Raw genomic sequence first — 25,304 nt, forward strand, 5'->3', positions numbered from 1 at the left:
ACTTAGTGGGTATTGATGATGATGTTCTGCAAGTCATTATTATTAAGCTTGCGACGTTCTATTTTTTAGAAGGTAATGTTTTATTTATTGCAATTTTACTCTTGGGTGGATTTGGTATTGTAAATGCGCATTTAATCTTAAGGAGACAACTATGCATTCTTTGATAAACAAAATGAAAACGATATTAACTGGCGACGGTCTAAGCCTAGTTGCGAAGATCCAAGACGATACCGCAATGAATAGCAACCAAACTCAAGTGTGTAATTACCAAGATAACTATTACGGTGACCAGATTTGTGTATTAGCCGAATAACAATACAGAAAGAAAAGTGACAGGTGGCACAGACAATCTTCTTTGCCACTGCCTTTATCATGAGTCTAAATTTTTTACTTCTCTTTTAGCCCAAACTTTTAGCCCTAGCTTTTAGCTCAAACTTTTAGATCTGGGATTTGTATTAAATAATGGCAAACTGCCTGATGAGATTGTGGTAAACATTATTTAAGCTGTCGAGTTCGCTACGCTGTGTTGTACCGCTATTAATCAATGCCTGAATGGTCTTGTCCATTTGATACAGAGTATCGCGTAGACTAGGGTCAGCAATCATACTTTGCATCCACGTTACCGCTGCTATACGAGTGCCTTTTGTCACGGCGTTAACTTTATGAAGGTGTCTAGAGGGATAGACAACTGCGTATCCTGCCGGAAGCTTTACAGCTTGTTCTCCGCTGTCTGAACGCAATACAAGTTCACCGCCATCATATGACTCTGGGTCAGACAAAAATAAGGTCATGGAAACATCACTTCGCATGACATTTTGAGAATTGGGTAAACGCATAACTGCTGCGTCAACATGGTAACCATATTCTTCACTTTCACTGTATCGATTAAACACTGGTGGGAAAATATGGTGAGGCAACGCCGCCGATACTATGTCCGGCGTGTTACCTATTTGAGCCAAAATACGATTGGCGAGTGCCTGTACTTTGGGATCATCACAGTCTGCCTGATTGTTATTTTTCACATCAGCCGCCATGCCCATTGCGGTTTTTGATCCATCTTCCCATGAAGACGAAGGCAAAGAAGCAATGAGTTCAGCAACCTCTTGTTGGTTAAACAATTGTGAAATAACAATCATGGCAGTTTTCCTTTGGTCAATTTAGAACTGATAGTTAACAGTTAAACGTGTGCTTCTGCCGTCACCTAGGTACATAAATGAACCCGAGCGATAAGCAGCTGTCCAATATTCAGTGTCTAACGCATTACCAATATTTAGACGTAATGTCATTTTGTCATTTACGTTGTAATTAGCAAATAAGTTAATGACTTGATAGTCAGGCACTACGATGCTGTATTTATTTGTCGTTGAGTCATAACCCGCCGCAGTATCCGGTTGGCCACCATACATTTCACTTTGGTATGAGTAGTCACCACCAAATGCAAAATCTTTAGTTAACTGGTAACGCAATTGTAAATAAACACTATTGTCTGCAAAGTTGCTCAGAACGCGTCCGATATTGTCTTCATTGTAAGAATCCAACACCTCAGAGCTCATTGACGCAGCAGAAAATTGTAAGCTTAACTGATCATTGATGTCGCCGATTAAACCAACTTCAATGCCTCGAATTTGGTTTTCACCGGTATTTAACGTCCCTAATGTAGAGTAGCTATCGCCGACACTTTCCATAACATCACTTTTTGTCATTTGGAAAAGCGCTAGCGAGAACATCACGTTATCGTCAAATACCATCCATTTGGTGCCTAACTCTAAGTTTTCTACAATTTCTGGGTCCGCTTGCGCTGCTTGCTCCGGTGTACCACATATTCCACCGTAACCACAGTTCGCACCTAAGTCAGATTCACCGCCGTTGATGTTTGTTGCGGTACTGTAATTAAAGTAGATATTACCGTCTTCAGTGATTGCATGCACAATACCAACGTGACCGTTATACATATTGTCAGAGTAGTCATATAAAATATCACCGCTTCTGCCGCTCGTATCATTGCTGTAGTCAAAGCTATCTTGACGTAATCCAAAGAAGACTTGCGTGTCATCTGTTACTTGAACAGTATCCATGAAATACAAAGATGTTGTTTGAATTTCAAATGTCGCATCAGCGTCGCCAGTCACATATGAACGGCCCATTAAGCCTTGAATATCATCTATTTCTTTTCCGTTTTCGTCTATATAACAGTAGCTATCCGAAGCGCCACGGCGACCACTAACAACGCAGTTCGTATCGTTATTGTTGGTAATGTTATATACGCCGTTAACCACTTTTTCATTGGTAACGTCGAGTCCAAATACCAGCTTGTTGTCTTTACCTAGCAGCTTTTTATCCCAAAATAAGTTAAATGCAGTGGCCCAATAATCAACTTCCTGCCACCCTGGTGAGTACTTAACGTCATCGTGCTCACACCTATGGTGCTATTGGGTCCGTCGCATCACGTGTAGTTGCACTTGTACCTGTCGTAATATATCCGTTTTCAGTGGAACCAATACGAGTTGAGTTTAAAAATAAAAGCTCGTCGCTAATCTGATAATTAGTACGGAAAGTAAACGTCGATACCTCAGAGTCAAGAAAGTCATTCGACTGCGCATATACGGCGATGTCTTCAATTGGGTGTTCTGCTTCACGATCGTAATAACTCCCTAGATCAGGAACGTCGTTCGCTTTTAGATAATATCCATCGGCAATAAACGATAACTTTTCGCTCGCTTCATACACGCCAGAAGCCTGAACACCTTGACGTGCTTTGGTTATACCGTCACGGTAAGGTTTCGTTTCATCGGCATCCAAAATATTTAGACGAACTGCACTTTCGTCTGTTAACGCTAGGTTATAGTCTAGAGTCACTCTGTGGTGATCATCAGTGCCTAAACCCACATCAACACGGCCAAAGCTATATGAAGTTGATGCTTTTTTGGTAACGCTATTTACCGCACCGCCTGATGAGCCACGTCCGGCAAATGTCGAACTTGGTCCTTTAGTGATTTCAACACGCTCTGTCGCAAAACTTTCACGAGTGGTCATCGCCTAGGTCACGCAATCCATCAACAAATACGTCACTGCGAGCTTCGTGCCCACGAATAATATAACGGTCGCCAAATGCATTACCATTTTCGCCAGTCCCCAACGTCACGCCGGATTGAGCTGATAAGATGTCTTTAAGATCAGATTTACCTGATTCTTGAATTTGATCTAGCGTAAGAACCGTAATGACTTGTGGAGTATCTACAAGCTTTGCCGTGCGACGAGGATCACCTGATTTATCGTAGCGATAAATTGAATTTCGAATACCGTGAACTCGAATGTGCTCAATTTCTTCAGCGGCTTTTTCGGCGATACAAGCCTGAGAGTCTTTTTCGACGCATACAGATTCGTTTGTGTCTGCGATAAGCCTGGCTAGCGCCAAACGACAGCGCAAGTGCGATAGTTTGCGCACCTAACGCAACCACTTGATTGCTTTTAATATTTTTGTCATCGTTTGATTCCCAACGTTTTATTTTATGAATTTATTGAAGTGGCAGGATAATACTGTCAATCGACCACCATGTAAATGATAATCATTCTTATTTAGATGTTTATTTTGGGAATAAGATATTTTTTAGATAATAAGACACTACAAAAATGCACATGATTACGATTTTCGTAGGATAATTTTGAGATGGTGCATATTAGTGGGTAAATTAAGAAGTACAACAAGCGAACGCAATGCAAACGTTTAAGCTTAGTGGCAACTGGTCATGCACACCTGTTGAGTTTTGTTAATTATAGACATGCACTGTCGGCTAAATACCGTAATGGTGTTTAGCGCTATTATAACTTTAATTTTCGGAGTGTTTTTGTTGATACATACGCTCGTCTGCTTTAGACAAACAATTAGAAGGGAATCGCTTTCTATACTTGTCGCAATACCAAAACTGATCCCTGATTCTGGCCAACGAAAGGTCACGGACTCATCAATACTATTCAAGATGGTTTTGATTTTAGAGCCCATTAACGATAAACGGTGTTCAGAAACCGCCTCACAAACCCAGATAAACTCATCGCCGCCGGTTCGAAATACTTGCCCCAAATCTCCCAACTTATTATTCATTAGGTCCGCAACGTACTTTAAAAATACATCACCCTCCGCGTGACCATGTTTGTCATTTATCGATTTAATACTGTCGCAATCGATAAATACCGTCATATAAAATTCACTTAATTCTTTTAGCTTTTCATTTAAATAGTGGCGATTTCCCACTAGTGTTAATGAATCAAAGCGGGCATCGTTAAGTACTTTTTGATGTTCAATTTGTTTGATTCTCAGCCATTCCGATAATGAAAGTTGAATACAGATGCAATCAAGAGCTAACGCTACCAATACAACAATTTCAGGGTATTTTAAGTCAAGATCAGACGAATGTGACACCATAAAATAGCCCAAGGCTAAGCTATACAAAACGTTACCGACTAAGAAATACTTAGCTTTAAAATCCCTAACGGTCAGCATTTTAATACCAACAAAAATACTAAGAACGATCCACGCACAGGCCAAAATATGCGTCATGTAAAATGCACTTTTGAATGGTAATAATATTCCAAGTACGCCAAACAACAATGCAACTTTAGCGTAGAGGACTAAACCTCTAGCAATCCAATTTTTGGATTTTTTAAGTCGAACAAATAGAAAGCAAAATAGCTAGCAAAAGCAATTGCAAACGGGAAAATATAAATCCCGCCATAGGTTGTATTCATTAATGTTGACGACAAAAAGCTTTGTATCAACCCTGACGCAAATGCCCAGCCGATACCATGTAAACCTATATAACCTGCACAATAAAATGCCACGAAGTGTTTTGTTCTTAAATACACCACAAAAGCCATTAGGGCTAATGTTAGCATCACTGACACTGACAAAACGGTAAATGTATTTATCTTAAGTTGTGTTTGAGAAAAGCCGAACTCGGATTGAATTACAATATTTGCGGGTGTTGGGTAGAGTTTAGCTTTTATGTAAATCCATAAATAACCCGATGTTGACTCGGTAAAATTAAGCCTGAATGCCTGCCTGTGAGCCAAATAAGCTTGACTGTTTTTATTCAATTGAGAAAAATCAGCGACAAGAGTCATAGTTCCGTATTCGTCCTGCCAAAATGCTACGCCACTATCGACAAAATTTGCCATTGGCATGACATACCAATCACCGGCTCCGCCTGTCGCTATTGGAATTTTGGCGACAGCAGCTCCGTTTTTCCAAGCAGCGAATTGTATGTTGTATTTGATTGTTGCGCTGCTTTAATGAGTTCAGCTGCATTATGAGGATTTTTTAATTCGACGGCGTGCCACAAAACTTTATCATTGATTTTTAGATAAATGTCATCGTCGCTTAACTGCACTAAGTTGGTAGAAAAAGCCGCAAAAGAACTGCAGAACAATAAACAACTTAAAACGCGGAAGAGGCCTATATAGTATCGTTCCATTAATGCCTAACTTAATTAATGTGTTGTACTAATTATTGACCATAGCGCCTTATTGTCAAACGCATTTTTGCTCCGTAACAAAGAACCACACGACTAAAAATAGTCGTGCAACAAAAATGCGAAAAAGCCGCGCTTAAAATTTGCTCAATTTATTTTACGAGTGCTCTTCAATTCCTGTTCTAATAATTTGATATCACCAATCAAATTACCAACAGAAGCATTGTTAAGACCATTATATATTCCACGAATATGTTTATTGTGATCAATTAACACTAGATTTTCTGTATGCAGAAAGTCTTTATTACTTACATATTCACCTAAGTCTTCGTTGGCAAAATAGTCATTTCGAGCCAAGTTATAGATTTCATCCATATTACCCGTGACTAAATGCCATTGATTAGCATTAATGCCATTTTCTTTAGCGTAAGTTTGCAGTATTTCCACTGTGTCGTTGGTGGGTTGTATCGAGTGGGAAATAATTTTGAAGTAATCTTTATCTGCATAAGCTTCTTGTACTTTAGACAATTGAGAACGCATTTTGGGACAAATTCCGGGGCACGTGGTAAAGAAAAAACTTGCGACATAAATCTTATCTCTAAATGTGTCTGCCGTAACATATTTGCCACGCTGATCAATAAACTTAAAATCCGATATTTGATGCATATCGTTAAGCTCTAGACTGTCCGATTTTAACCACTTAGGGGTGAACTCAGCAGAATCGTAATAAGGCAATCGTTCCATTTCATCGGCTATTGCATTAGCGAATAAAAGGTTGCTGCAAAGTACGCTAATCAGCGTTATTAGACGGTAATAATTTTTCATCGTTAAGTTCCACACACATATTTGCTCGTTTTAGGCCATACACACGACCGTTCACATATTCATAATTACTATACAATTTGCCGTTTTTACGCCACGCTTGCTGTAGTCCAGACTCTCGACCAAATTCATAGTGTAATTTTTTAAACTTTTCACCCGTAACATACCATTGCTCAACATCACCGTGGACTTTGCCATTTTGATAACCCGTGACCGAACGAAGTGTGCCATTACTCCACCAGCTTTTTGTTTCGCCCTCTAGCACCCCCAACTTATAGGTTGAGTGAAAGCTTAATTGACCATTTGAAAACCACTGTTTTAAATAGCCATCTCTTAGGCCCTGCTTAAAACTTGACAGCTTTGCCAGTTGCCCAGACGGGTAATAAGTCGCAACCTCACCTGTATATGGCTGGCCCTGATATAATCGCAAACCACTGGTTTTAGATATAGCAATCTGCTTTTTGTCTACACGCGTTTGTTCTGACGCGGTCAAATCAAAGCTGGTGCTTATTAACAGCACCATGATGGCAACCCAATTACTGGATGGCATTTGGCGAACCTTGATAGTTCCTAGGGAACAAAATGTAGTAAGCATTTAGGTAGAGTTCATTTTGGATATGGTAGTGATATTCATCTGCAGTCGAATGTTGAGTCATCGCAGTATGACCACCGGATTCGTCTAGATCTGTTGGGTAAGTTCCCGTTGAATTACACTTTCGACCATATAAGAAAAACCATCAGAGATAACACCAATTAGATTACTGTCGTCATCTGAGAATGAAATGGGCTCTAAATGATAATGGTAACTTTGTGGACCAGTATGAGCACCGTTAAAATCTAAGCTACCAGCTGCATTGTCTAGTGGAATTCCGGGACCTTCTTCGTCGTTATAAATGACCGAACCACTAACGGCGATGCCAATTGCCCCTAAACCTGTTGCTGAAGAGCTACTCGACTTACTTGGACTGTTAGCAACCGTTAAGGTATATGTGCCAACAAAATCATCAATATCACCGGGAGCCATTTTTGCGTTGTCGTCACGGTTGGGTCAACATATAACTCATGGCTGCTCGACCAGTATGGAGAGGTATGATTGGGTAGACCGTTGGTTTCGATTATCACATTGGAACCACTGATCACTACATCAACATTGTCTGTATCAAATTCACTGTAGGCGCTATGTAAAATCTCAGACGTTGTTGTATCGTCATTATCAGTAGTATCACTTGTCTCCACCATGGTGTCGTCGCAACCGGCTAGGCCAATTGTTAATATTACGCATGCTGCTTGCAGTACCATTAATGATTTCATGTTTTTGCAGTCCTATAATTTGGGTCAATACGAGCTTACATAAAAGCTACTTTAACTGTTGAGATAATGTTAGTGGGGAAGTGTGCAAATAATACCCGCCAATTGTGCAAACAATGAGGAACTTGCAAATAAACGACTGACTATTGATTTGTTTATTACCAGCCAATGAAGAGTATTTAAATTGGGCAGTTCTAAAATTTAGATTGGATGTGATAACAAGATGGGTTTATCAATAATTCACCGCGGGCAGTATTCGCACACGGTGAATGTATTAGGATCATCGTAAAAGGCAGGTGCTTATATATTATGTTCCGACGCCTGCATTCCTTTTAACAATCGACCAAAAATATCAGCCCCAGTTATAATGCGTTTTGACTCGCCCCATAACAATAAAACATCATTTTCAATCGCACCATCAAACGACTTTTCAAGCGACTCATTGGTTTTCATCTTAATCACAGCTTCGCTTAATGACGCCGAACCGTCCGTAAGCACAATTGGCCGATGACAATATTGATACGGGTCGAACTTTTCCGGTTCAAACAACGCGGCGCGCAGACAACCATCTGCGTCAATAACCAACAAAGGTTCATCGTCGTCATTGGTAAAGACTACCCAACGATGACCAGACTTATGTAACTGTTTTAAAAATGGGTCGTCTGCACTTGGCGTTATTTCTGGAATAATCGGTAAATCCAGCTTAGCCGGCAACTTAATAATTGAAGCCGGGTCAACTAATTCCCCTTCCTCACTAACAGTGATCTTATCGAATTTAAAAAGTTAAGCGCACCGATACCTTCAACATGATTAATTTCGGTGTCTTCTGATTCAATGTGTTTACGGATAATGCTCGTAAGTTCATTCTCAGCTAAATAAGTGATGCCTTCTTTTCCTAACCACATGTCTAAAATCAGCCCCGTTGGTTTTGCCACCGGATACAAAATAAACTGATAGAAGCGAATAACAGGCGACAACAACGCCCCCATTTTTAACGCATTACGGGAAAAATAAGCCTGCGGGGTAATCTCACCAATGATGGTAATTGCAACGGCGGAGAATAAAAACGAACTAGCGCCAGCAAGTACCGAATCTGACAATAGGGTCAGTAGTACATTGATACCAACGTTCCCCACAAAATTGTGGTTAGCAGAAAGTTAGAGTCGCCACGTAATTGTAAAATCTTTGCAGCGTCTTTATTTCCCTTGGCCGATTCAACTTCAAGTTGCAAACGACTTGGTGCGAAAAACGCTAAATTAAGACCTGAAAAAATTGCAGATTGTGAAATACACACTGCAATACCTATCCAAGTAATGATTTCAAATGACATTATGTTTCCTATCTTAATAAATAATTAGCAGGCAAATGCCATTACTACGTACTTGCCTTAAAAACCGGAGTATATAGCGAAAAATCAATTTTAGTACAAAGATATTTTTTCGCCTTTTTCAATCGTATCTTCCGTGTGTTCAACCTTATTTTAATTCTTTTTAAATTATAAACTTAGCAACTTAAAAAATGACTATCGTAAAATTGAACCTCACAAGCACGGTGACAAACTTACAATTCACGGCTTTAACTACCCAGCGTTAAATCTATTTAGCGTCTAGCTAATTGACAAGACGCGCTTATGTTTTGTTAAAAGTAGAGCAAGGCTATTGATTTGGTTTTGCTGTTGTTTTGGGTCGGATTTGTATGGGGATATTTAGTTCGCCTCTTGTTATCCGCAGTCGTACCTTGAGCAAATAAACAATATCGACCTAACAGAGTTAGTTGTAAAAATGGCTAACGGTATAATGGCGTTAGCCATATTTTGCGCGCACTTGAAAGCGGGCAGATAAAAATTACAGGTGGGCCTTTAATACCTCTGGAAGTCGCTCTGGCGTGAAAATTTCAATCCAGTAACCATCGGGATCTTTGATAAAAGCAATGCTTTTCATCTTGCCATCGTTTGGTTTCTTTTTAAATTCAACACCCAGTGACTCAAATCGTTCGCATGCCGCATCAATATCCGGAACCGAAAACCCGATGTGACCAAACCCTTTTGGGTCATCATTACCACTGTGGTATTTGACGTTCATGTCATCTTCGTCGCCCCAATTATGGGTCAGTTCCAACATTGCTGGTCGGCCAAATGTTTGCACCATACGTTCATCTGAGTCTGTGGACCAATCCGAATGTTCCTCCGGTGAAACCGTCGCCATAAAATAAAGTGAAAACTTCATTTCAGGGAAATCCAAACGTTTAACTAACGTCATCCCTAATATTTCAGAATAAAATGCTAAGGATTTAGCCGGGTCTTTAATTCTAAACATGGTTTGGTTGAAAACAAATTTGTGGGTAGCCGGATCATGATTTTCTACTAACCCATCTGCTTGGTCAAAATGGCGACTCATTGTGTGTTCCTTTCTTTTGAGCCCTCAAGTGTGGAGCTCTTACTGACTAGTCTAAAAGTGATTAATTGGGCATCTAACGTTATTTTTCAAATCGAATATTGTTTTATATGCAAAATAGCATTGAACAAAAGCTAATTTCTCAACGCGAATTTAGCGAACGATAAACTTTTCCTGAGTGAATTCAACAAATTGACTCAGTCGCTTTGGCTGTTGAATTAACTGTGGATGCACAATATATATCTGATTCTGTTGCGTTATGTAGTCATCTAAAACCTTTACTAAGTCGCCATTATCTATCTCTTGTTGAACAAGATATTCAGGGACTTTAATATATGCATCGATTTGCTGTATTTAGTTGTGTTTATTCAATGTAACTTTTACATTAGATACGTCGAATAAATTATCAAGTTCAATTAATAGGGGATATGCGTGATTTCTATCAAACAAATATTTTCAGTTGTGGTGTTAGCCGCAACGGTTGCCGCCTGTACCGATCCAGAATCATCTGGGTCTGTGCAAATTGAGTCTGCTAAACAAAGTAAATCACTCAGTATCGAAAAATATCAACTTAAAAACGGACTTGATGTTGTTTTGCATCAGGATAAATCTGATCCTGTCGTCGCTGTAGCAATTGTCTACCACGTAGGTTCTAACCGAGAATTACTATAGGCAAAACTGGTTTTGCGCACTTTTTGAACATATGCTGTTTCAAAATTCTGAGAACGTAGGCGCTGGCAACTTTATTAACAACATTGGTAGTATGGGCGGCACGTTAAACGGCGGCACGTGGCAAGACGGCACGATATATTATGAAGTTGTCCCTAACGACGGCCTTGAACAAATCCTGTGGATGGAGTCAGACCGCATGGGTTATTTCATCAATACAGTGACACAAGAAGGACTTGAGAACGAAAAACAGGTCGTAAAAAATGAAAAACGCCAAAGTATCGATAACCGTCCGTACGGACATACAGATTCTGTTGTTATGGAAGCTATTTACCCAAAAGGTCATCCGTATAGCTGGAGCGTTATTGGTAGTTTAGAAGATCTACAAAATGCGACATTACAAGACGTTAGAGACTTCTATCAGAAATGGTACGGGGTTAATAATGCCACCTTAGTGCTCGCCGGTGACTTCGAAAGCGAACAAACCAAAGCTTGGATTGAAAAATACTTTGGTGAATTACTACCACAACCAGAAGTCTCAGCATTGCCACCAATGCAAGCAAAACTAGATAAAAACGTATCGTTGTTCCACGAAGATAACTTTGCTCAATTACCAGAACTTACCTTAACCTTCCCTATTATTGAGCAATACCATCCTGACGCGTATGCCTTAGAATTGTTAGCCGATGTCTTGAATGATGGAAAAGACAGTGTCTTTTATCAAACCCTTGTTGAGCAAGATAAACTGGCTCCTTCGGTACACTTATCTGCCTACATTGGTGAAATTGCCGGTACTTTTAGTATTTCTGCTCGGGCGTTTGACGGCACTAAATTAGACAATGTAAAAGCCAGTATCGACAAAGCCGTCGCTCGATTTTCTAAGGAAGGGTTTAATGATGAACAACTTGCTCGGATTATTACTCGCAAAGAAAAAGCCTTTTATAACAACTTAACGAGCGTTTTTAATAAGGCATCATCGCTGGCTATTTATAATGAATTTGCAGGTGATCCAAATTTAATTACGACAGAAATTGAACGTTACAAAAACGTGACTCGCAAAGACATTATGAATGTTTTTAACAAGTACATTAAAGGCCAACACTATGTCGCCACCAGCTTTGTTCCGAAAGGCCAGACTGAGCTTGTATTATCAGATGCAACCAAAGCTAATGTCGTAGAAGAAAAAGTGGTCCAGGGCGCTGAAACAACTGCAGTCGACAAACCAGAGACCGCATTAACACCTCTGGTACAGGCAACTTCAGCGTTTGACCGGTCAGTTAGACCTGAATTTGGTAAAAAGCCAACGATAACGCTGCCAGACGTTTGGAATGCAACATTAGACAATGGTATTCAAGTGCTTGGTATCGAACACAACGAACTGCCTCTAGTTTCGTTTTCGATTCGCATAATGGGTGGCCATGCATTTGATACTAAAGGTAAAGTCGGCACTGCAAACCTAGTTACCAGTATGATGATGGAAGGCACTGCTAATAAGACACCACAGCAGCTTGAAAAAGCTCTTGGAGAATTGGGTGCTGATATTCAATTTACCACGAGCGACGAATACCTAACACTGACGGGTAATACACTTGCTGCGAACTTTACAGAAGTTATGTCGCTTGCTCAGGAAATACTATTGCAGCCACGTTGGGATGAAGCTGAATGGGATCGCATTAAAAAAGAAACCATAGCTCAAATTCAACAATCAAAGGGAGTCCCGGCGCAATTTCAAATAACGTTTATAACAAATTAATGTACAGCGCAGACAATATGTTATCGACGCCAATTTTAGGTACAACTGACGATCTAAATAATATTGACCTGCAAGATCTGAAAGCCTTTTACGCCTCTAATATTGTCGCGAACTTAACCAGCGTTCATGTCGCTGGTGATGTCACGCAACAACAAGTCAAAGCAAGTTTAGGCGCTCTTTCAAAAGGATTAACAGTAAAAGACGTCACAATGCCACCAGCAAAAGCGGCAACGCCAATTGATAAAGCTCAATTATATTTTGTTGACGTGCTAAGGGCTAAACAGTCGTTTATCCGAATTGGCTCAAGAGCTATGGTTGCAAACGCAGATGATTATTACCCCTTAGTAGCGGTAAACCACAATTTAGGTGGCAGCTTTTCAGGTCAGTTATTCCAAATCTTACGATTGCAAAAAGGCTATACCTATGGCGCTTATTCAAGCGTAAATCGCAGAAACCTAGGCGGTGTATTTACGGCAAGTTCAAGTGTACGGTCAAATGTGACATTAGAGTCACTACAAACATTTAGAGAGATTATGGCTGATTACGTCGCGGCCTTTGATGCCAATGCTCTAAAAGATACTAAATCAGTATTATCACGTTCAAGTGCCCGCGCTTTCGAAACCACAAACAGTTTGATGGGTGTTTTACAAAATATCAGCAGCTACCAACTGCCAAAAGACTACGTTGCCAAACAACAAGCGACATTAGCTAATTTGACCCTAGAGCAAGCGCAACAAACACTTGCTAACTACATCAACCCAGACAAAATGTTATACCTTGTCGTTGGTGATGCAGAAACTCAACTTGAGCGCGTTAAGGAATTAGGTCTAGGTGACCCAATTGTTTTAGATACTTCGGGCAACCCGGTAAACTAAATTCACTTCAACTTTATGAGTGAATTGGTATTCACCTTCTTTAATTGATAAAGAGGTAAATGACTGCTAATTAAAAGCCAACCTTAACGACTAAGGTTGGCTTTTTTGTTCTGATCATTATGAGCCAATCGAAGGTGGATTAAGACCTGTGGGGTCAGAGTCGCTGATTTTATGATTTCCTCTGCACTTGGTTGGAGGTTCCTAATATCGCTCAGGCTCGACTCATATTACAAGCTAGGGAATGACGGTTTTGTTCTGGTTATTGTGAGTCAATTTAGGGCGAATTATGAACTTCCTCTGCACTTGGTTGGAGGTTCCTAATATCGCTCAGGCTCGACTCATATTACAAGCTAAGGAATGACGTTTTTGTTCTGGCTATTGTGAGCCAATTTAGGGCGAATTATGAACTTCCTCTGCACTCGGTTGGAGATCCCTAATATCGCTGTGGCTCTTTTGGGAAGACGGTTTTTCCTGGGTATTTGGAATGACGGTTTTTGTTCTGGTTATTGTGAGTCAATTTAAGGCGAATTATGAACTTCCTCTGCACTCGGTTGGAGATCCCTAATATCGCTGTGGCTCGACTCATATTACAAGCTAGGGGATGACGGTTTTTCCTGAGTATTTGGAATGACGTTTTTTCTAGTTATTTGTGAAGACGTTATTATTTAAAGGACCTGTGGGGTCAGAGTCGCTGATTTTATTACTTCCTCTGCACTTGGTTGGAGGTTTCAAATATCGCTCCGCTCTTTTGGAATGACGGTTTTTGTTCTGTTTAATTATTGCTTAAAATTGACGTTTTTCTGTTCTGAATTTTATCGAATCAAAATCATTACAAGCGTTTTTGTAATTTATGAAACAATTCAATGTCGTGTGCCATAAAACGTTTTGTTTCAATGCGATTGAGTGACTCTCTCAAGCCTTCTACGTCATTCATTTCATTTGCAATTTCCGCCAGTCTTAAGTAGCTAAGACTTTGATATGAAATTTCTTTTATTAACGATGCTTGTTCTATCACTTCTCTCAATCTAATCTTAGCTTCATCAAATCGTCCTTGAAAATGTAAAGCTCGTGCCACGTTATAACTTGTCATCAATTGATAATGAATACCCACATCTTTATGTGCAAAATCATAAGCTAACGAAACATAGTTCAAGGTCGCATCACGGTCGTTTAAACGGTGGGAAAGATGACCAAGTATCGTATAAATCTGCTTCTTAATGTAATAGTTATTGTGACTCAAAAATTTTCGTTCTAACTCTAAAAGTAATGATCGCCCTTTTGTGTAGTCACCGGTATAAATTTGAAACGTAGCATAGTCGATAATGCTTTGTGGCGCGCTACTCGTTAAATTGGAAAACGCGTCATCTACACGTTTTATATAAGGAGTGAGATCTTCATCACCGTTGAGCTTACCCATTTTTACTTTATACATCAGAGAATTGATTTCAACTCGGTGCGGCAACGATGGCAACGATAACAAAGCGTTAGTTTCTTTTAGTACTGCAGGGTAATCTTGGGCTTGGAATAATAAATCTAATAAATTCAATTTACGATGAAACCACAAATGTGAAGCAACAGGAGTTTTTTTAATTCTCTGAGTTAAGTCATCAATGCATAGGGCCAAATTTTTATCACACACAGTACGTTTTGAGTCGTTCGCTTTGACCGGTAACGTGGCAACAAACAACACTAGAAATATTAACTGATGTAATCCGAGATATTTATACATGACCAACTTCAACAAACTCATTTCTATAATTGACTAATTATTTGCAGAATAGCAACAAAAACCGCGCATAAAAAGAAGCTTTTTAATCGGGATAGATTATCCATCTAAGCGCACGCCACCCCTGCTCAACTCATAATAGCCGAAATTTTTGAGAACCTGTGGGCGAATTGTTTTTTTAAATACTTACTAAAAAATAACTGACCGCAAACACATAAAACCTTGTGTATTTATTTATACTTAAACCCACAAAAATGTAACTTTGATCGCAAGAAAACAATTCCCATTGAAAAACCTCACGAGACAAATTATGGATGTTCAGAAACCAAGTCTGGATTCCATTTCCTGAATGTTTTATCCAGAATTTCATTCGCTCGTTTTTGAAGTCGGGGTCATTGCCCATACCTATCAAACTAGGAAAAGTCAGTAGGTTCTTTTCAATTCCAATACTATAGCCGTCAAACAAAACGTTGCGGTTTAGCATATTACGTATATTTTCAGATGACTCTCCGTCACGTAAATTAAAATAAATCGCACATGGCCAACCAGCACCACTTATTGCCTTGCCACACAAAATATTTGATTTGTTTAATATAGGTAAAACCGCCTGGGCATAACGGTCATCACCCTTCGATTTTTTTAACGCGGCATATAAATAGGGTTCATATGTGTTCAGTTCGACCTTATGTACAAACTCCTTTGCACTTAATCCAGTTAGGTCGTTTTGTATTTCATAATGCGTCTCGTCCCCCACTAACAGTTTGTTTAGAGCCAACAGTGTTAATTTTGTCGTTTTGGTGATTGGTAATTTGTCAAAAGAAAGACGCTGATTTTGATCCATTTTGCCATTCATATACAGCTCTTGTAGCAACAACAAAGAAAAATACAATTGTTCTTCATAATCGGCATTTTCTCGCAATTCCTTTGCAACATAAGTCAACGACGCATCTATATCGCCAATTAATACATAGAACGCTGCAATCGAATTTCTAACATCATAATTCACCGGACCATTGTATTGTTTCATGATACTAATCATAGCTGGTAAATTTTTGTCGTATCCATAAGTGTTAAAAATATTGTTCCCATAATTTAAAGGCGAATCTGGAAATTGTTGATTGGTCATCTCAACCAAATCTTTAGCCTCTTTTATGCGCCCTGATATAAAATAACCGTAAATAAGGTTCGAAATATTAACTTCACTTTGAGGGTTTGTTCTTAATATTTGCTCCCTAAGCTCAAGCCCTACATTAATATCATCCAACGCCAAAAGGCTGATGTTTTGAATTAATGGATCATTAGGTGCCTGATTGAAGGCCAGCATATAAGCCGAGTTTGCAATATCATACTTGCTATTATTTTCAGCTTGTTTAGCGATGACTAACGTCTTTAAAGGAAAACTAGGAGCAGTTAACAACTCCCAAAAGAGGCGTTCTTGTTCCAACTCAATTTGCTCTATTGCAAATCCACCATAAAATTGAGCCAATGAATAAACAAAATACAATTGAGCCTTGGCAAGATGAAAGTTTTCATCAAGTCCTATTGCTTCATTGAGCAATCTTGCCGCTTGTTGAAGTGAATCCGTGGTACGATGGTAAGAGTTTTCACGTCCTTGAAGAAATAATTCATACGCTTTGGAGCTTGAAGTCATTCCCGTTTCAACAGCGAGCTCGTCGGGTAATAAATTGAGTTTAAGGGCTTGGGTAATCGCATAGGTGAGTTCGTCTTGCAGAGCAAAAATGTTTGTTAATTCTCGGTCGTAAGTTTGCGACCAAATGTGAGCTCCTGAATCGACTTCAATTAATTGAGCGGTTATTCTCACGTTATCTTTATCTTTTCGAACACTTCCTTCTAACACATAATTAACATTCAAAAGACGACCAATTTCACGGATATCTGCTTTTGAATCTCTAAAATTAAAAGACGAAGTCCGAGCAATAACCACAAGCTGCTTTAAACGCGCAAGTGTATTTAAGATCTCTTCAGAAATACCATCACCAAAATACCCCTGAGATTTATCTGAACTCATGTCCTGAAACGGAAGCACTGCAATTGAACGTTCTAGACTATCGTCAGCACTTGAGTCATTCCACTTATCGTATGAAATGAACCCCAGAGCAAGCAAAAGTGCCACTGCCAACATATAATTTATTTTGCTGCCTGTTTCATGTCGAATAGACTCCGCTTCGTCAACTTCATGAGAATATTTCAGCCCCTCTGGCGTTAGCTCAAATGCCCAGCAAAAATGCAGGCTACCGGAAATCCGATCGCCAGCAACACAGTAATGATGGTGCTAAATACAGTGGGTAGATGTAATGCAGGGGAAATAACAGAAACAATTTGCAGAATTAGCCAGCTCGTTATTAGATAAACCGTAGCAACTTTAAATACGTTCCGTCGTTTGAGTTCGCTAATAAAGCTCATGCAACCTACTCCATTCGATTAGAGTAAATAACAATAACTAAGTTACCCAAACGGTGCAATTATTAATCAGATAAATGCAAACCGACAGCTATATGAATTTACAGCCTAAAGCTCGTGATGAATAGAACGGAAAAATCGCTGGCAGGTTACTGAAAAGGTAGTACAACCCTTACCGTCAATCCACCTTCATCACGGTTAAAAAGTCCGATGTGACCATGATGCGCATCAGCAATTTCTCGGCACAAAGCAAGTCCAAGTCCGCTGCCACTAGGTTTGGTAGAATAAAAAGGAATTAGTGCGTTTGCCATCACGGCTTCTGAGATGCCTTTTCCTTTATCCATAACAGAGATACAAGATTCGTTTTGCCGTTGTTCAAGTTTGATACACACATCAGCCGCTAGAGAACCAGACTCATGTGCATTTTTTAACAGATTAATTAGCAATTGTTCTAATTGCACAGGATCTGCATAGACAATTTGTCCGGGCTCAGATAAATCGACAAACTGCCATTGAGACTTCAACATCGCTATAATCTGTCCCCAGTCATTTGCTTGCACTTTGGGTTCAGGAAGTTTAGCGAATTTACCGTACCCCTGCACAAAGTCACTCAAGTGCTGAATACGCTCATCAATGGTAGAAAAACCCGAGCCAAACGAGCCTCTTTGATGTTTTCACTTAAAATTTGTCCACTGTGTAACATAGAGGAGATGGGGCCAAGTGAATTATTTAGCTCATGGCTTATTACTCGAATAACCTTTTTCCATACCGCCACTTCTTGACGACTTAACTCACGTGTCATTTGCTTTAAAATAAAAAGTGTATGACCTTGATTATTTAACGAAAAATATCCTGTAGACATGTGCCATGTTTGCGGCTCATCATCATCAAACGTAATAGAAAAAAGTCCCTCTCTTTTTCTTCAATCGCAACTTCAACACCTTTGGGAGCTGACTTCAATAAAGTCGATATTCGATTGCCATCCAGCCCTTTTGAAGAATTAAAAAACGTCTAGCCGCGATATTGCTAAAAATCACTTGCTGCTGATCATTAACAAGAAATAACACTTCTGGAGAACTTTGGGTTATTTTATCTAACAGCAATTCTCGCTGATATAACCAATGCTTTTCTTCGCGAAGATTCAGCGCGGTGCTGTTATACAAGGAGCATAATTTGCCGAGTTCATCGTCATTTTGATAGGACAACGTTGTCGAGTATTCGCCATCTTTAAGATTTAATAAGCCTAGCTCCAGTGCAGATAGGCCCTCTCGGATATCCCTTAACAAATAACGTGCTAATAAAACACTTCCGATAACCACCGCTATTGCGCTTATTATTTTCGTATTTAAAGAAAGGTCGTCTAAAAAAACAGTGGCATAGTGCAAATGCTACTCACAATAACAACGACGGCTATAATTCTAGGAAGCACATTGGCAAACATCAGTAGGGTATCTCAAACTTATCTAAGCGCCGATATAGAGCTTGTCTACTTAAGTTAAAGTGACGAGCGACGCGCGCAATCACCCCTTTGTGCTCTCGCATTGCAATTTCTAATTGTTGTTTTGTAGGTCCCGCATTGGCTTGTTTTGCTACAGTTGGTTCAAGTCTGTTATTCACTTGCTCACTAAGCGCAAAATCTTCAGCTTCAATCACACCGATTGGCTTTAAGACAGCGACCCTTTTACAGCCATTTTCAAGCTCTCTTACATTACCTTGCCAAAGATGACTTTTAAGCGCATTTTCTGCAGATAAACTTAGCTCTCGATTTGGCAAAAAATGATGCACCAGAGGCATGATATCGTCTACTCTGTTGGCTAGTGAAGGCACGTGCAATTCAATTACATTCAGTCTGTAAAACAGATCTTCCCTAAATTCGCCAGTTGCAATGGCGTCTAGAAGATTACTGTTTGTTGCTGAAATAACTCTAACGTTGGTTTTTATTGTATTTACCGAACCGAGACGTTGAAACTCGCCCGTTTGAATAACCCGCAACAACTTTGTTTGCCCAGAGTAGGGAAGATTGCCAATTTCATCTAAGAACAAGGTTCCGCCATCGGCGGCTTCAAATAAACCAATTCGCTTTTTGTTTGCGCCAGTATAGGCACCCGCTTCAGCACCAAATAATTCGGCCTCAATTAAGTCAGCAGGTAACGCACCACAGTTCACTTTGATAAAAGGCGCGTCAGGTATAAGGGAGTTAGCTTGCACAACTTCTGCAATTTTTTCTTTCCCGCTCCCGTTAGCACCTGTAATTAATACTGAAATGTCTGATTTTGCGACCTGAACCGCCATGTCAACAACACGCTGCATTGCAGGGCTCGCATATACGAGACCGACATTGTTCGCAATTGACTTTGTGCTTTCAGTTATCGCTTGTTGACGTTGTAGCTTCTCACTTGCCTGATTTGCTTTACCTAATGCCACTAAATTTACAATTGTATTTAGTAGCTTTTGGTCATCCCAAGGTTTTGCTATGTAGTCCACCGCACCGGCTTTAACTAATTCAATTGCTTGCTCTAAATCAGTCCAAGCTGTGATTAGAATAACAGGCAGATGGGGATCTAAATGTCGCAGTTGGTAAAATAACTCTTTACCTTCATCGCCGGAAGTCGTGTCTCCGGTGAAATTCATATCTTGAATAACAAGGGAGACACGCAATTGATTCGCGTATTGTAAAGCCTGGACAGGTGATGTTGTTGTAATAACATCGTAACCATGAATTTCAAGCAATAACGACAGAGCTTGGAGAACTGCCGGTGTATCATCAACGATTAATATCTTATCCATTGTCTGCTCATTGCTTGAATATATCCTTTTTGGAATAAGCATATAGCCTACCAATTATGACCATTAAATACTACGAGTTGCAATGCTCGGAGATATGTTAGCTGCTTTAGTTGCCGGCATGACGACCGAAAGTAGACTCGCAATAAAAACAAATAGTGCGGTCATTAATACATAGAATGTATCAAGCGCTGGCATGGAATAATTTTCTAATAGCAGCTGACCCATAAATATTGCAGCAATCGAACCAAGCACAAGCCCGAACACACAAATAATGGCGTTCTCAATTAAAAAGTAACGCACAATCGCTGACTTTCTAGCCCCTAATGCGCGCCGCGTTCCTATTTGTTTGGTACGTTTATTAATATTAAACACCGTGAGGCCAAATATTCCAAGACCCGTTATCAGCACAAGGACAATGATAAGAGTGATGAGCATACGTAACATTAAAATATCTGAAGCGTTATTATCTCGTTTATCTTCATCCATGCCTTGTAAGCCAATAATGACTCGTTTGCTGTGATCTTGGATCATTAAGTCTTCAATCTGGCGCATGATGGCAGTTCGTTGTTCAGGCTCGGTTCGTACAATAATTTTCTGAAATATCGAGGCACTGACAAACGGTATGATGGATACGTTATCAGGACGACTGTCTTTCAACCAAGCACTCTTCATCGGCTCCGCAATACCGATAATTTTCAGTGGTGCAACGCCAAAATAAACGGTTTTTCCAAGTGCATCCCCGGTTGGAAATAGCTCTAAACCTAGTGCTTTTGTAATGATGGTAACTTCAGGGAAGACACCTCTACTTGCAGACATAATCACTTCATCTGGACGGAAATTTCGCCCTTCAAGTAAGTTTACACCAAGCGTATCTAATGCGTTTTCATCCGCTAAAAAATAGGCGGCTCGAACATCTGGGCCCTCTTCAGTCGCAGGTTTTAGGCTTAAACCACCCGCTGAACCACTGCCAGACAAAGGAACTGCGTTAAACAAACTTGCATTCTTAACGCTATGAATATTCCGCAACATCGTTTCGGTTTCTTCAAATTTTTGCACTATGTCGAGTTCTTTATCAAACGTCATAGTGGTAAAACTAAATATCTCTTCTTCTGGATAGCCAGTTTCTTGCGATAAAAAGTCTATTCGATCTTTTGCGATAAAAGCCGCGTTGCTCACAATAGCGGTTGTAATAGCGATTTGGATAAGCAACATTATTGCACCCGCTTTGGAGCGAAGCAGTGAATTAAATATAGGTTTAATTTCTAACATGATAGCTCCTATTGCGTTTTTAAGTAGATGGCAGGTTGCGTCTTACATACAAGCCAAGCGGGATAAAGACCGGCGATTATACAAGCGCCTATCGCTATTGCTGGCGCGGTTAAAACCATGGTCAGATCCATACCAGCAAGATCAGCATATTGGCTACTCGTCACTCGCACTCCCCATAAACCAAGCTGGGCGATACCAATACCAATAACTCCACCGAGTAAACCAAGTACCGAGACTTCCACAAGGTGCTGAAGAAAAATTTGACGCTTGTTTGCACCTAACGCTCTTCGTACTCCAATTTCAGGCGCTCTACGAATAAACTTACCAAGCAGCAGTCCCAAAATGTTAGCTAAACAGACTGCTAAGAACATAAAGCTGAGTCCGACCAATATTTTATTATCTTCCGATACCACTTTGTTGTATTCCATCCATTCGTTGACATCTTGTAAATTGAACTCTGGTTTTTCACGTGTATATCGGCCTTTAGTACCTTGTTCAGTTAAATAGGAAAACAGAAAGTCATGATATTGTTTCACATCATTTTCTGTTGGTAATTCTGCCCAAAACTGCACCCAAAACATTTCAGACTGCAGTTGGCCTTCGAACGTAGTCACATTCTCATGCTTCCAGCCATTGGTATTGCCACGACTGACAAGTTGCATAGGTTCCCACAAAGAGATAGGGATAAAGATAGGCTCCGGCGCATTAAACGATCCGTTATTTAAGTCGTAGTACTTAATATGAATGTCCCACTGTTTAATTACACCTACCACCGTAAAAATGGTGTCATCAAGATACATTTGTTTACCAACGGAGTTTTCACCGCCAAACAACTTATCGTTTATTTCTTCATTAATAACGACAACAGCTTCAGCGGTTTTTTCCTGCGCTGAACTCCAAGGTGAGCCATAAACAAAGTCTAAGTCAAACATGGTAAAGAAGTGACTTCCTGACGCCCTAACTGACGATAAGAAAGGTTTTACGTCTTGATTATTCATATGAACGGTAAAGGCAGTGCGAATAGACGCCGTTTTACGAACTGGCGTGTCAGCATTGTGCAAATACATTGCGTCTTTGTAGGTCAGCTGTAACGGCACATTGTCAGACGTCATCCACTCATTTCCGTCGTCCGTTGTATTAAGTTGCACCGCAAAAGTTGGTCGCTCTTATGCGGAATAGGGTCCATCGACATCATGTGGTAAACCGACAAACTGGTCATCGTTATGCCAATGCCTATCGCAATGGCCATGACCATTAGAGCCGATACTAATGGTGTGCGCTTTAAGCTGCGCCAGCTTAAATCGATATAATGAAGAAACATGTTACACCTCTGCCATAGACTGTTGTACGCGCTCTGCAACAGAGTCCGAGGATTTGTTTTGATACAAGGTAAAATCCGCCAACTGCCCATCAACAACTTGAATATTACGTGGCGCTCGACGAGCAAGCTCTTGGTCGTGCGTCACCATAATGATGGTTGAGCCTTCACTGTTAATATTCTCTAACAGTTCCATCACTTGACGCGCCATTAGGCTATCTAAGTTACCGGTTGGCTCATCGGCAAGTAAAAACCTCGGTTTGCCGGCTAACGCTCTTGCAATTGCAACCCGCTGTTGTTGACCGCCTGACAATTGTTGAGGTAAGTGTTTTGCTCTGCTGGCTAATCCAACTTTCTCTAAACACTCTTCGATACGTAGTTTACGTTCCGCTGCCTTGATACCTCGATAGCGCAACGGAACTTCAATGTTTTCATATAAGCTTAAGTCGGGTATTAGGTTAAAGCCCTGAAAAATAAAACCTATTTTTTGGTTTCTTAGGTCCGCTCTTTCATTGTCACTTAGAGAACCAACATTCACGTTATCAAGCATAAATTCGCCACCAGAAAAGGGTTCTAACATGCCCGCTATATTTAAAAACGTTGTTTTTCCCGAACCCGATGGTCCTGTAACAGCGATGAATTCGCCTTCTTTAACTTCTAAATTAAAATCTCGTAACGCGTGGGTTTGAACTTTTTCCGTTTGATATACTTTGCTGATATTTTTCATGCTTAACATGGTTGTGTTCCTTTCTATGTTTAACTGGTTTGCTGCGCAAATTTTGTTTTATTCTTTATTAATCTGCTTCTTAATTTAATAAGAAGGAGTCGGTTTTACTGTATTCGTCATAGTTCGAAATAATAATTTGATCACTAGGGTTTAAACCGGACAGTATTTCTACTTCTCTCATGCTTTTAGCCCCAAGTTGGATCTCAACTTTTTTAGCAATGTCGCCCTCGACCTTAAATGCATAAAAACCGCCTGATTGCATAAAGCTGCCGCGGCGAACTTTCATTACGTTCGTTTTGCTTTCAAGCAGAACTCTTGCGGAAACTTGTTGATTCTGGCGAATACCGGTAAGTTGTTGCTGATCAAAACGCACTCTGGCAGTAACTTGTCGATTTTTTACTTCCGGCGATATGGCTGATAATTTGCCCAAGAAGGTAGTTCCCGCAATGTTAATTTCTGCCTGCATTCCAATTCCAAGATCATTGGCATAGCTTTCTGCTACGTTCAGCTCAACCTCATATGCACTTAAATCGACAAGAGTCATCAACGCGTCATTCTTTTTAACCAATGCACGCTGTTGAACTAATAAATTTCCCACTACGCCTTTTACCGTCGCGAGTATATTTAAGTCATTAATCTTACGTTTTAGTTCTTCCAACACTAAGGCCTGACGCGAGACGGTACTTTTGGCACTCGCCAATTCGAAAGCTAAACGCTCTTTTGCAACACTCACTTCTTCTTTTGCATGTTTATAAGTCAATTCTGCTCTAGCCAGATCATCAACCGCCATTTCAAAGTCGATTTCACTGATAAGGTTACTTTTCATAGATGCATGAGCACGTCGGCTTTCTCGTTCTGCCGCTTCTAAATCCACTTGTGCTATATCAAGCAACTTAGTCAATTGTAGTGTTTGGCTACGAGCATCTAGCTCCTTGCGTGCTAACTCACCTTCAAGGCGTTCTATTTCCGACGTTTCTTGTTTTAACAGATTGGCTAGTTCGGGGCTGTCCACTGTAGCAACGATCTGGCCGAGATTTACGGTATCGCCTGCTTTAACTTTGAGCGACACAAACCCTTGCTCAGGGCTGTAAACTTGTGGGGCGTTAGCAGCGACAATACGACCGTTAGAAACGATATCACGCACTAACTCCCCCATTTCAACACGAGCGATTTGCATAGAAGCGCGATCAAATGAATGGCTAACTGCGGATTTGTTCATTAATGTTTTAGCTGTAAAAGTAATCACAATTAGCACTATGAGAATGATAAACGCTATTTTTTAATGTTCGGTTTTGATTCAATAGCAACATCCTGCGCACTTGTATCCTTAATCATCTTCTCAACTCCATCGACCATGAATGCAGTCATTCATATGCCTTTTTAATAATTTAATACTCTGGTTAAAGCGAGGACCATGCCAATAGGTAAGTGACTGATTAATATGGGTATAAATAAAATAACAATAAGAATAAAGTGTCCGCGGACAGTTTAAAGTGTCCGAGCGGACACTTTTGATTTAAGGACTAAGCTATGTTTATAGTTTTGAGTAAATACGCGCCATGGGGAGGAATTAGAGTGCTTTGTTTTCACTTGATGCTCTGGCATGCAAAATATCAACCCCCACAAAAATGAGAAGATTAGGGTAGGAAATTTAACAGGCTTCTGGTCTCGACGTATAGACGACACAAGTCGTTTAGTTTGTGCGATTGACGACCATGCATTAACCATAATTTCATGCCGCTATCATTATTAAAATAACAAGTTTTTGTCC

At 40.1% G+C, this 25,304-nt stretch carries 24 protein-coding genes and 4 pseudogenes; 5 read left to right on the forward strand and 23 right to left on the reverse strand.

Annotated elements, in window-relative coordinates; all coding sequences use genetic code 11:
• The first annotated feature begins 151 nt into the window (after positions 1-151).
• Positions 152-313 carry a hypothetical protein gene (locus PN838_RS13665; protein ID WP_215963203.1) on the forward strand — a complete coding sequence of 54 codons (162 nt, stop codon included), beginning with the start codon at positions 152-154 and terminating at the stop codon, positions 311-313.
• Between the two features lie 142 nt (positions 314-455).
• Here PN838_RS13665 and PN838_RS13670 read toward each other — a convergent pair whose 3' ends face one another.
• The 13 genes and pseudogenes from PN838_RS13670 to gloA form a co-directional block, all read right to left on the reverse strand.
• Positions 456-1,136 carry a Fe2+-dependent dioxygenase gene (locus PN838_RS13670; RefSeq protein ID WP_272181023.1) on the reverse strand — a complete coding sequence of 227 codons (681 nt, stop codon included), beginning with the start codon at positions 1,134-1,136 and terminating at the stop codon, positions 456-458.
• A 21-nt stretch (positions 1,137-1,157) separates the two neighbouring features.
• Positions 1,158-2,354 (reverse strand): annotated as a pseudogene (locus PN838_RS13675) (TonB-dependent receptor); the annotation flags it as partial.
• A gap of 64 nt (positions 2,355-2,418) precedes the next feature.
• Complete coding sequence (locus PN838_RS13680; protein WP_272181025.1) at positions 2,419-3,033, reverse strand: TonB-dependent receptor; 615 nt, start codon at positions 3,031-3,033, stop codon at positions 2,419-2,421.
• Positions 3,020-3,415, reverse strand: a complete 396-nt coding sequence (locus PN838_RS13685; RefSeq protein WP_272181026.1) for a TonB-dependent receptor plug domain-containing protein — start codon at positions 3,413-3,415, stop codon at positions 3,020-3,022. Before PN838_RS13685 ends, PN838_RS13680 begins: the two co-directional genes overlap by 14 nt.
• 315 nt (positions 3,416-3,730) lie before the next feature.
• Positions 3,731-4,642: a GGDEF domain-containing protein gene (locus PN838_RS13690; protein WP_272182599.1), complete on the reverse strand. Its 912-nt coding sequence runs from the start codon at positions 4,640-4,642 to the stop codon at positions 3,731-3,733.
• Positions 4,627-5,178, reverse strand: a complete 552-nt coding sequence (locus tag PN838_RS13695) for a hypothetical protein (RefSeq protein ID WP_272181027.1) — start codon at positions 5,176-5,178, stop codon at positions 4,627-4,629. Before PN838_RS13695 ends, PN838_RS13690 begins: the two co-directional genes overlap by 16 nt.
• A 29-nt stretch (positions 5,179-5,207) precedes the next feature.
• Entirely contained in the window at positions 5,208-5,468 is a 261-nt protein-coding gene (locus PN838_RS13700) for a hypothetical protein (protein ID WP_272181028.1), read from the reverse strand.
• A gap of 144 nt (positions 5,469-5,612) precedes the next feature.
• The gene (locus PN838_RS13705) at positions 5,613-6,290 is read right to left on the reverse strand and encodes an SCO family protein (protein WP_272181029.1); all 678 of its coding nucleotides are present in this window, start codon (positions 6,288-6,290) and stop codon (positions 5,613-5,615) included.
• Entirely contained in the window at positions 6,256-6,837 is a 582-nt protein-coding gene (locus tag PN838_RS13710; RefSeq protein ID WP_272181030.1) for a toxin-antitoxin system YwqK family antitoxin, read from the reverse strand. The genes PN838_RS13705 and PN838_RS13710 overlap by 35 nt, the downstream gene beginning before the upstream one ends.
• A 129-nt stretch (positions 6,838-6,966) precedes the next feature.
• Positions 6,967-7,311 (reverse strand): YHYH protein, encoded by a 345-nt coding sequence (locus PN838_RS13715; RefSeq protein ID WP_272181031.1) that lies wholly within the window; start codon positions 7,309-7,311, stop codon positions 6,967-6,969.
• On the reverse strand, positions 7,266-7,598 hold the full coding sequence (locus PN838_RS13720) for a hypothetical protein (protein WP_272181032.1): 333 nt from the start codon (positions 7,596-7,598) through the stop codon (positions 7,266-7,268). Before PN838_RS13720 ends, PN838_RS13715 begins: the two co-directional genes overlap by 46 nt.
• 297 nt (positions 7,599-7,895) lie before the next feature.
• Positions 7,896-8,925, reverse strand: a pseudogene (locus PN838_RS13725) (DUF21 domain-containing protein).
• Between the two features lie 514 nt (positions 8,926-9,439).
• Entirely contained in the window at positions 9,440-9,991 is a 552-nt protein-coding gene (gene gloA / locus PN838_RS13730; protein ID WP_215963196.1) for a lactoylglutathione lyase, read from the reverse strand.
• Between the two features lie 429 nt (positions 9,992-10,420).
• Here gloA and PN838_RS13735 point away from each other — a divergent pair, with 429 nt between their 5' ends.
• The 3 genes from PN838_RS13735 to PN838_RS13745 are packed head-to-tail and all read left to right on the forward strand — an operon-like array spanning position 10,421 to position 13,285.
• Positions 10,421-10,660 carry a hypothetical protein gene (locus tag PN838_RS13735; protein WP_272181033.1) on the forward strand — a complete coding sequence of 80 codons (240 nt, stop codon included), beginning with the start codon at positions 10,421-10,423 and terminating at the stop codon, positions 10,658-10,660.
• 31 nt (positions 10,661-10,691) lie between these two features.
• Positions 10,692-12,410: a M16 family metallopeptidase gene (locus tag PN838_RS13740; protein ID WP_272181034.1), complete on the forward strand. Its 1,719-nt coding sequence runs from the start codon at positions 10,692-10,694 to the stop codon at positions 12,408-12,410.
• A complete protein-coding gene (locus tag PN838_RS13745; RefSeq protein WP_272181035.1) occupies positions 12,410-13,285 on the forward strand; it encodes a M16 family metallopeptidase in 876 nt (291 codons plus the stop codon). The genes PN838_RS13740 and PN838_RS13745 overlap by 1 nt, the downstream gene beginning before the upstream one ends.
• 829 nt (positions 13,286-14,114) lie before the next feature.
• On the opposite strand, the gene PN838_RS13750 is transcribed toward PN838_RS13745, so the two are convergent.
• From PN838_RS13750 to PN838_RS13795, 10 genes and pseudogenes are all read right to left on the reverse strand, one after another.
• Positions 14,115-15,035: a YfgM family protein gene (locus PN838_RS13750; protein ID WP_272181036.1), complete on the reverse strand. Its 921-nt coding sequence runs from the start codon at positions 15,033-15,035 to the stop codon at positions 14,115-14,117.
• Between the two features lie 154 nt (positions 15,036-15,189).
• Positions 15,190-17,145, reverse strand: a complete 1,956-nt coding sequence (locus tag PN838_RS13755) for a hypothetical protein (RefSeq protein WP_272181037.1) — start codon at positions 17,143-17,145, stop codon at positions 15,190-15,192.
• 436 nt (positions 17,146-17,581) lie between these two features.
• Positions 17,582-18,046, reverse strand: a complete 465-nt coding sequence (locus tag PN838_RS13760) for a sensor histidine kinase (protein WP_272181038.1) — start codon at positions 18,044-18,046, stop codon at positions 17,582-17,584.
• Positions 18,043-18,294 carry a hypothetical protein gene (locus PN838_RS13765; protein WP_272181039.1) on the reverse strand — a complete coding sequence of 84 codons (252 nt, stop codon included), beginning with the start codon at positions 18,292-18,294 and terminating at the stop codon, positions 18,043-18,045. The genes PN838_RS13760 and PN838_RS13765 overlap by 4 nt, the downstream gene beginning before the upstream one ends.
• Positions 18,295-18,388: 94 nt before the next feature.
• The gene (locus PN838_RS13770) at positions 18,389-18,817 is read right to left on the reverse strand and encodes a methyl-accepting chemotaxis protein (RefSeq protein WP_272181040.1); all 429 of its coding nucleotides are present in this window, start codon (positions 18,815-18,817) and stop codon (positions 18,389-18,391) included.
• A 55-nt stretch (positions 18,818-18,872) separates the two neighbouring features.
• Complete coding sequence (locus PN838_RS13775; RefSeq protein ID WP_215963190.1) at positions 18,873-20,219, reverse strand: sigma-54-dependent transcriptional regulator; 1,347 nt, start codon at positions 20,217-20,219, stop codon at positions 18,873-18,875.
• A gap of 63 nt (positions 20,220-20,282) precedes the next feature.
• Complete coding sequence (locus PN838_RS13780; RefSeq protein ID WP_272181041.1) at positions 20,283-21,488, reverse strand: ABC transporter permease; 1,206 nt, start codon at positions 21,486-21,488, stop codon at positions 20,283-20,285.
• Between the two features lie 8 nt (positions 21,489-21,496).
• Positions 21,497-22,809, reverse strand: a pseudogene (locus tag PN838_RS13785) (ABC transporter permease).
• A gap of 1 nt (position 22,810) precedes the next feature.
• Positions 22,811-23,542: an ABC transporter ATP-binding protein gene (locus PN838_RS13790; protein ID WP_215963187.1), complete on the reverse strand. Its 732-nt coding sequence runs from the start codon at positions 23,540-23,542 to the stop codon at positions 22,811-22,813.
• A 70-nt stretch (positions 23,543-23,612) separates the two neighbouring features.
• Positions 23,613-24,868 (reverse strand): annotated as a pseudogene (locus PN838_RS13795) (efflux RND transporter periplasmic adaptor subunit).
• 268 nt (positions 24,869-25,136) lie between these two features.
• Here PN838_RS13795 and PN838_RS13800 point away from each other — a divergent pair.
• Positions 25,137-25,286: a type II toxin-antitoxin system YoeB family toxin gene (locus PN838_RS13800; protein ID WP_370661036.1), complete on the forward strand. Its 150-nt coding sequence runs from the start codon at positions 25,137-25,139 to the stop codon at positions 25,284-25,286.
• Positions 25,287-25,304 lie beyond the last annotated feature (18 nt).

It is taken from the genome of Psychrosphaera algicola (assembly GCF_028401425.1).
Classification (GTDB): Bacteria; Pseudomonadota; Gammaproteobacteria; order Enterobacterales; family Alteromonadaceae; genus Psychrosphaera; species Psychrosphaera algicola.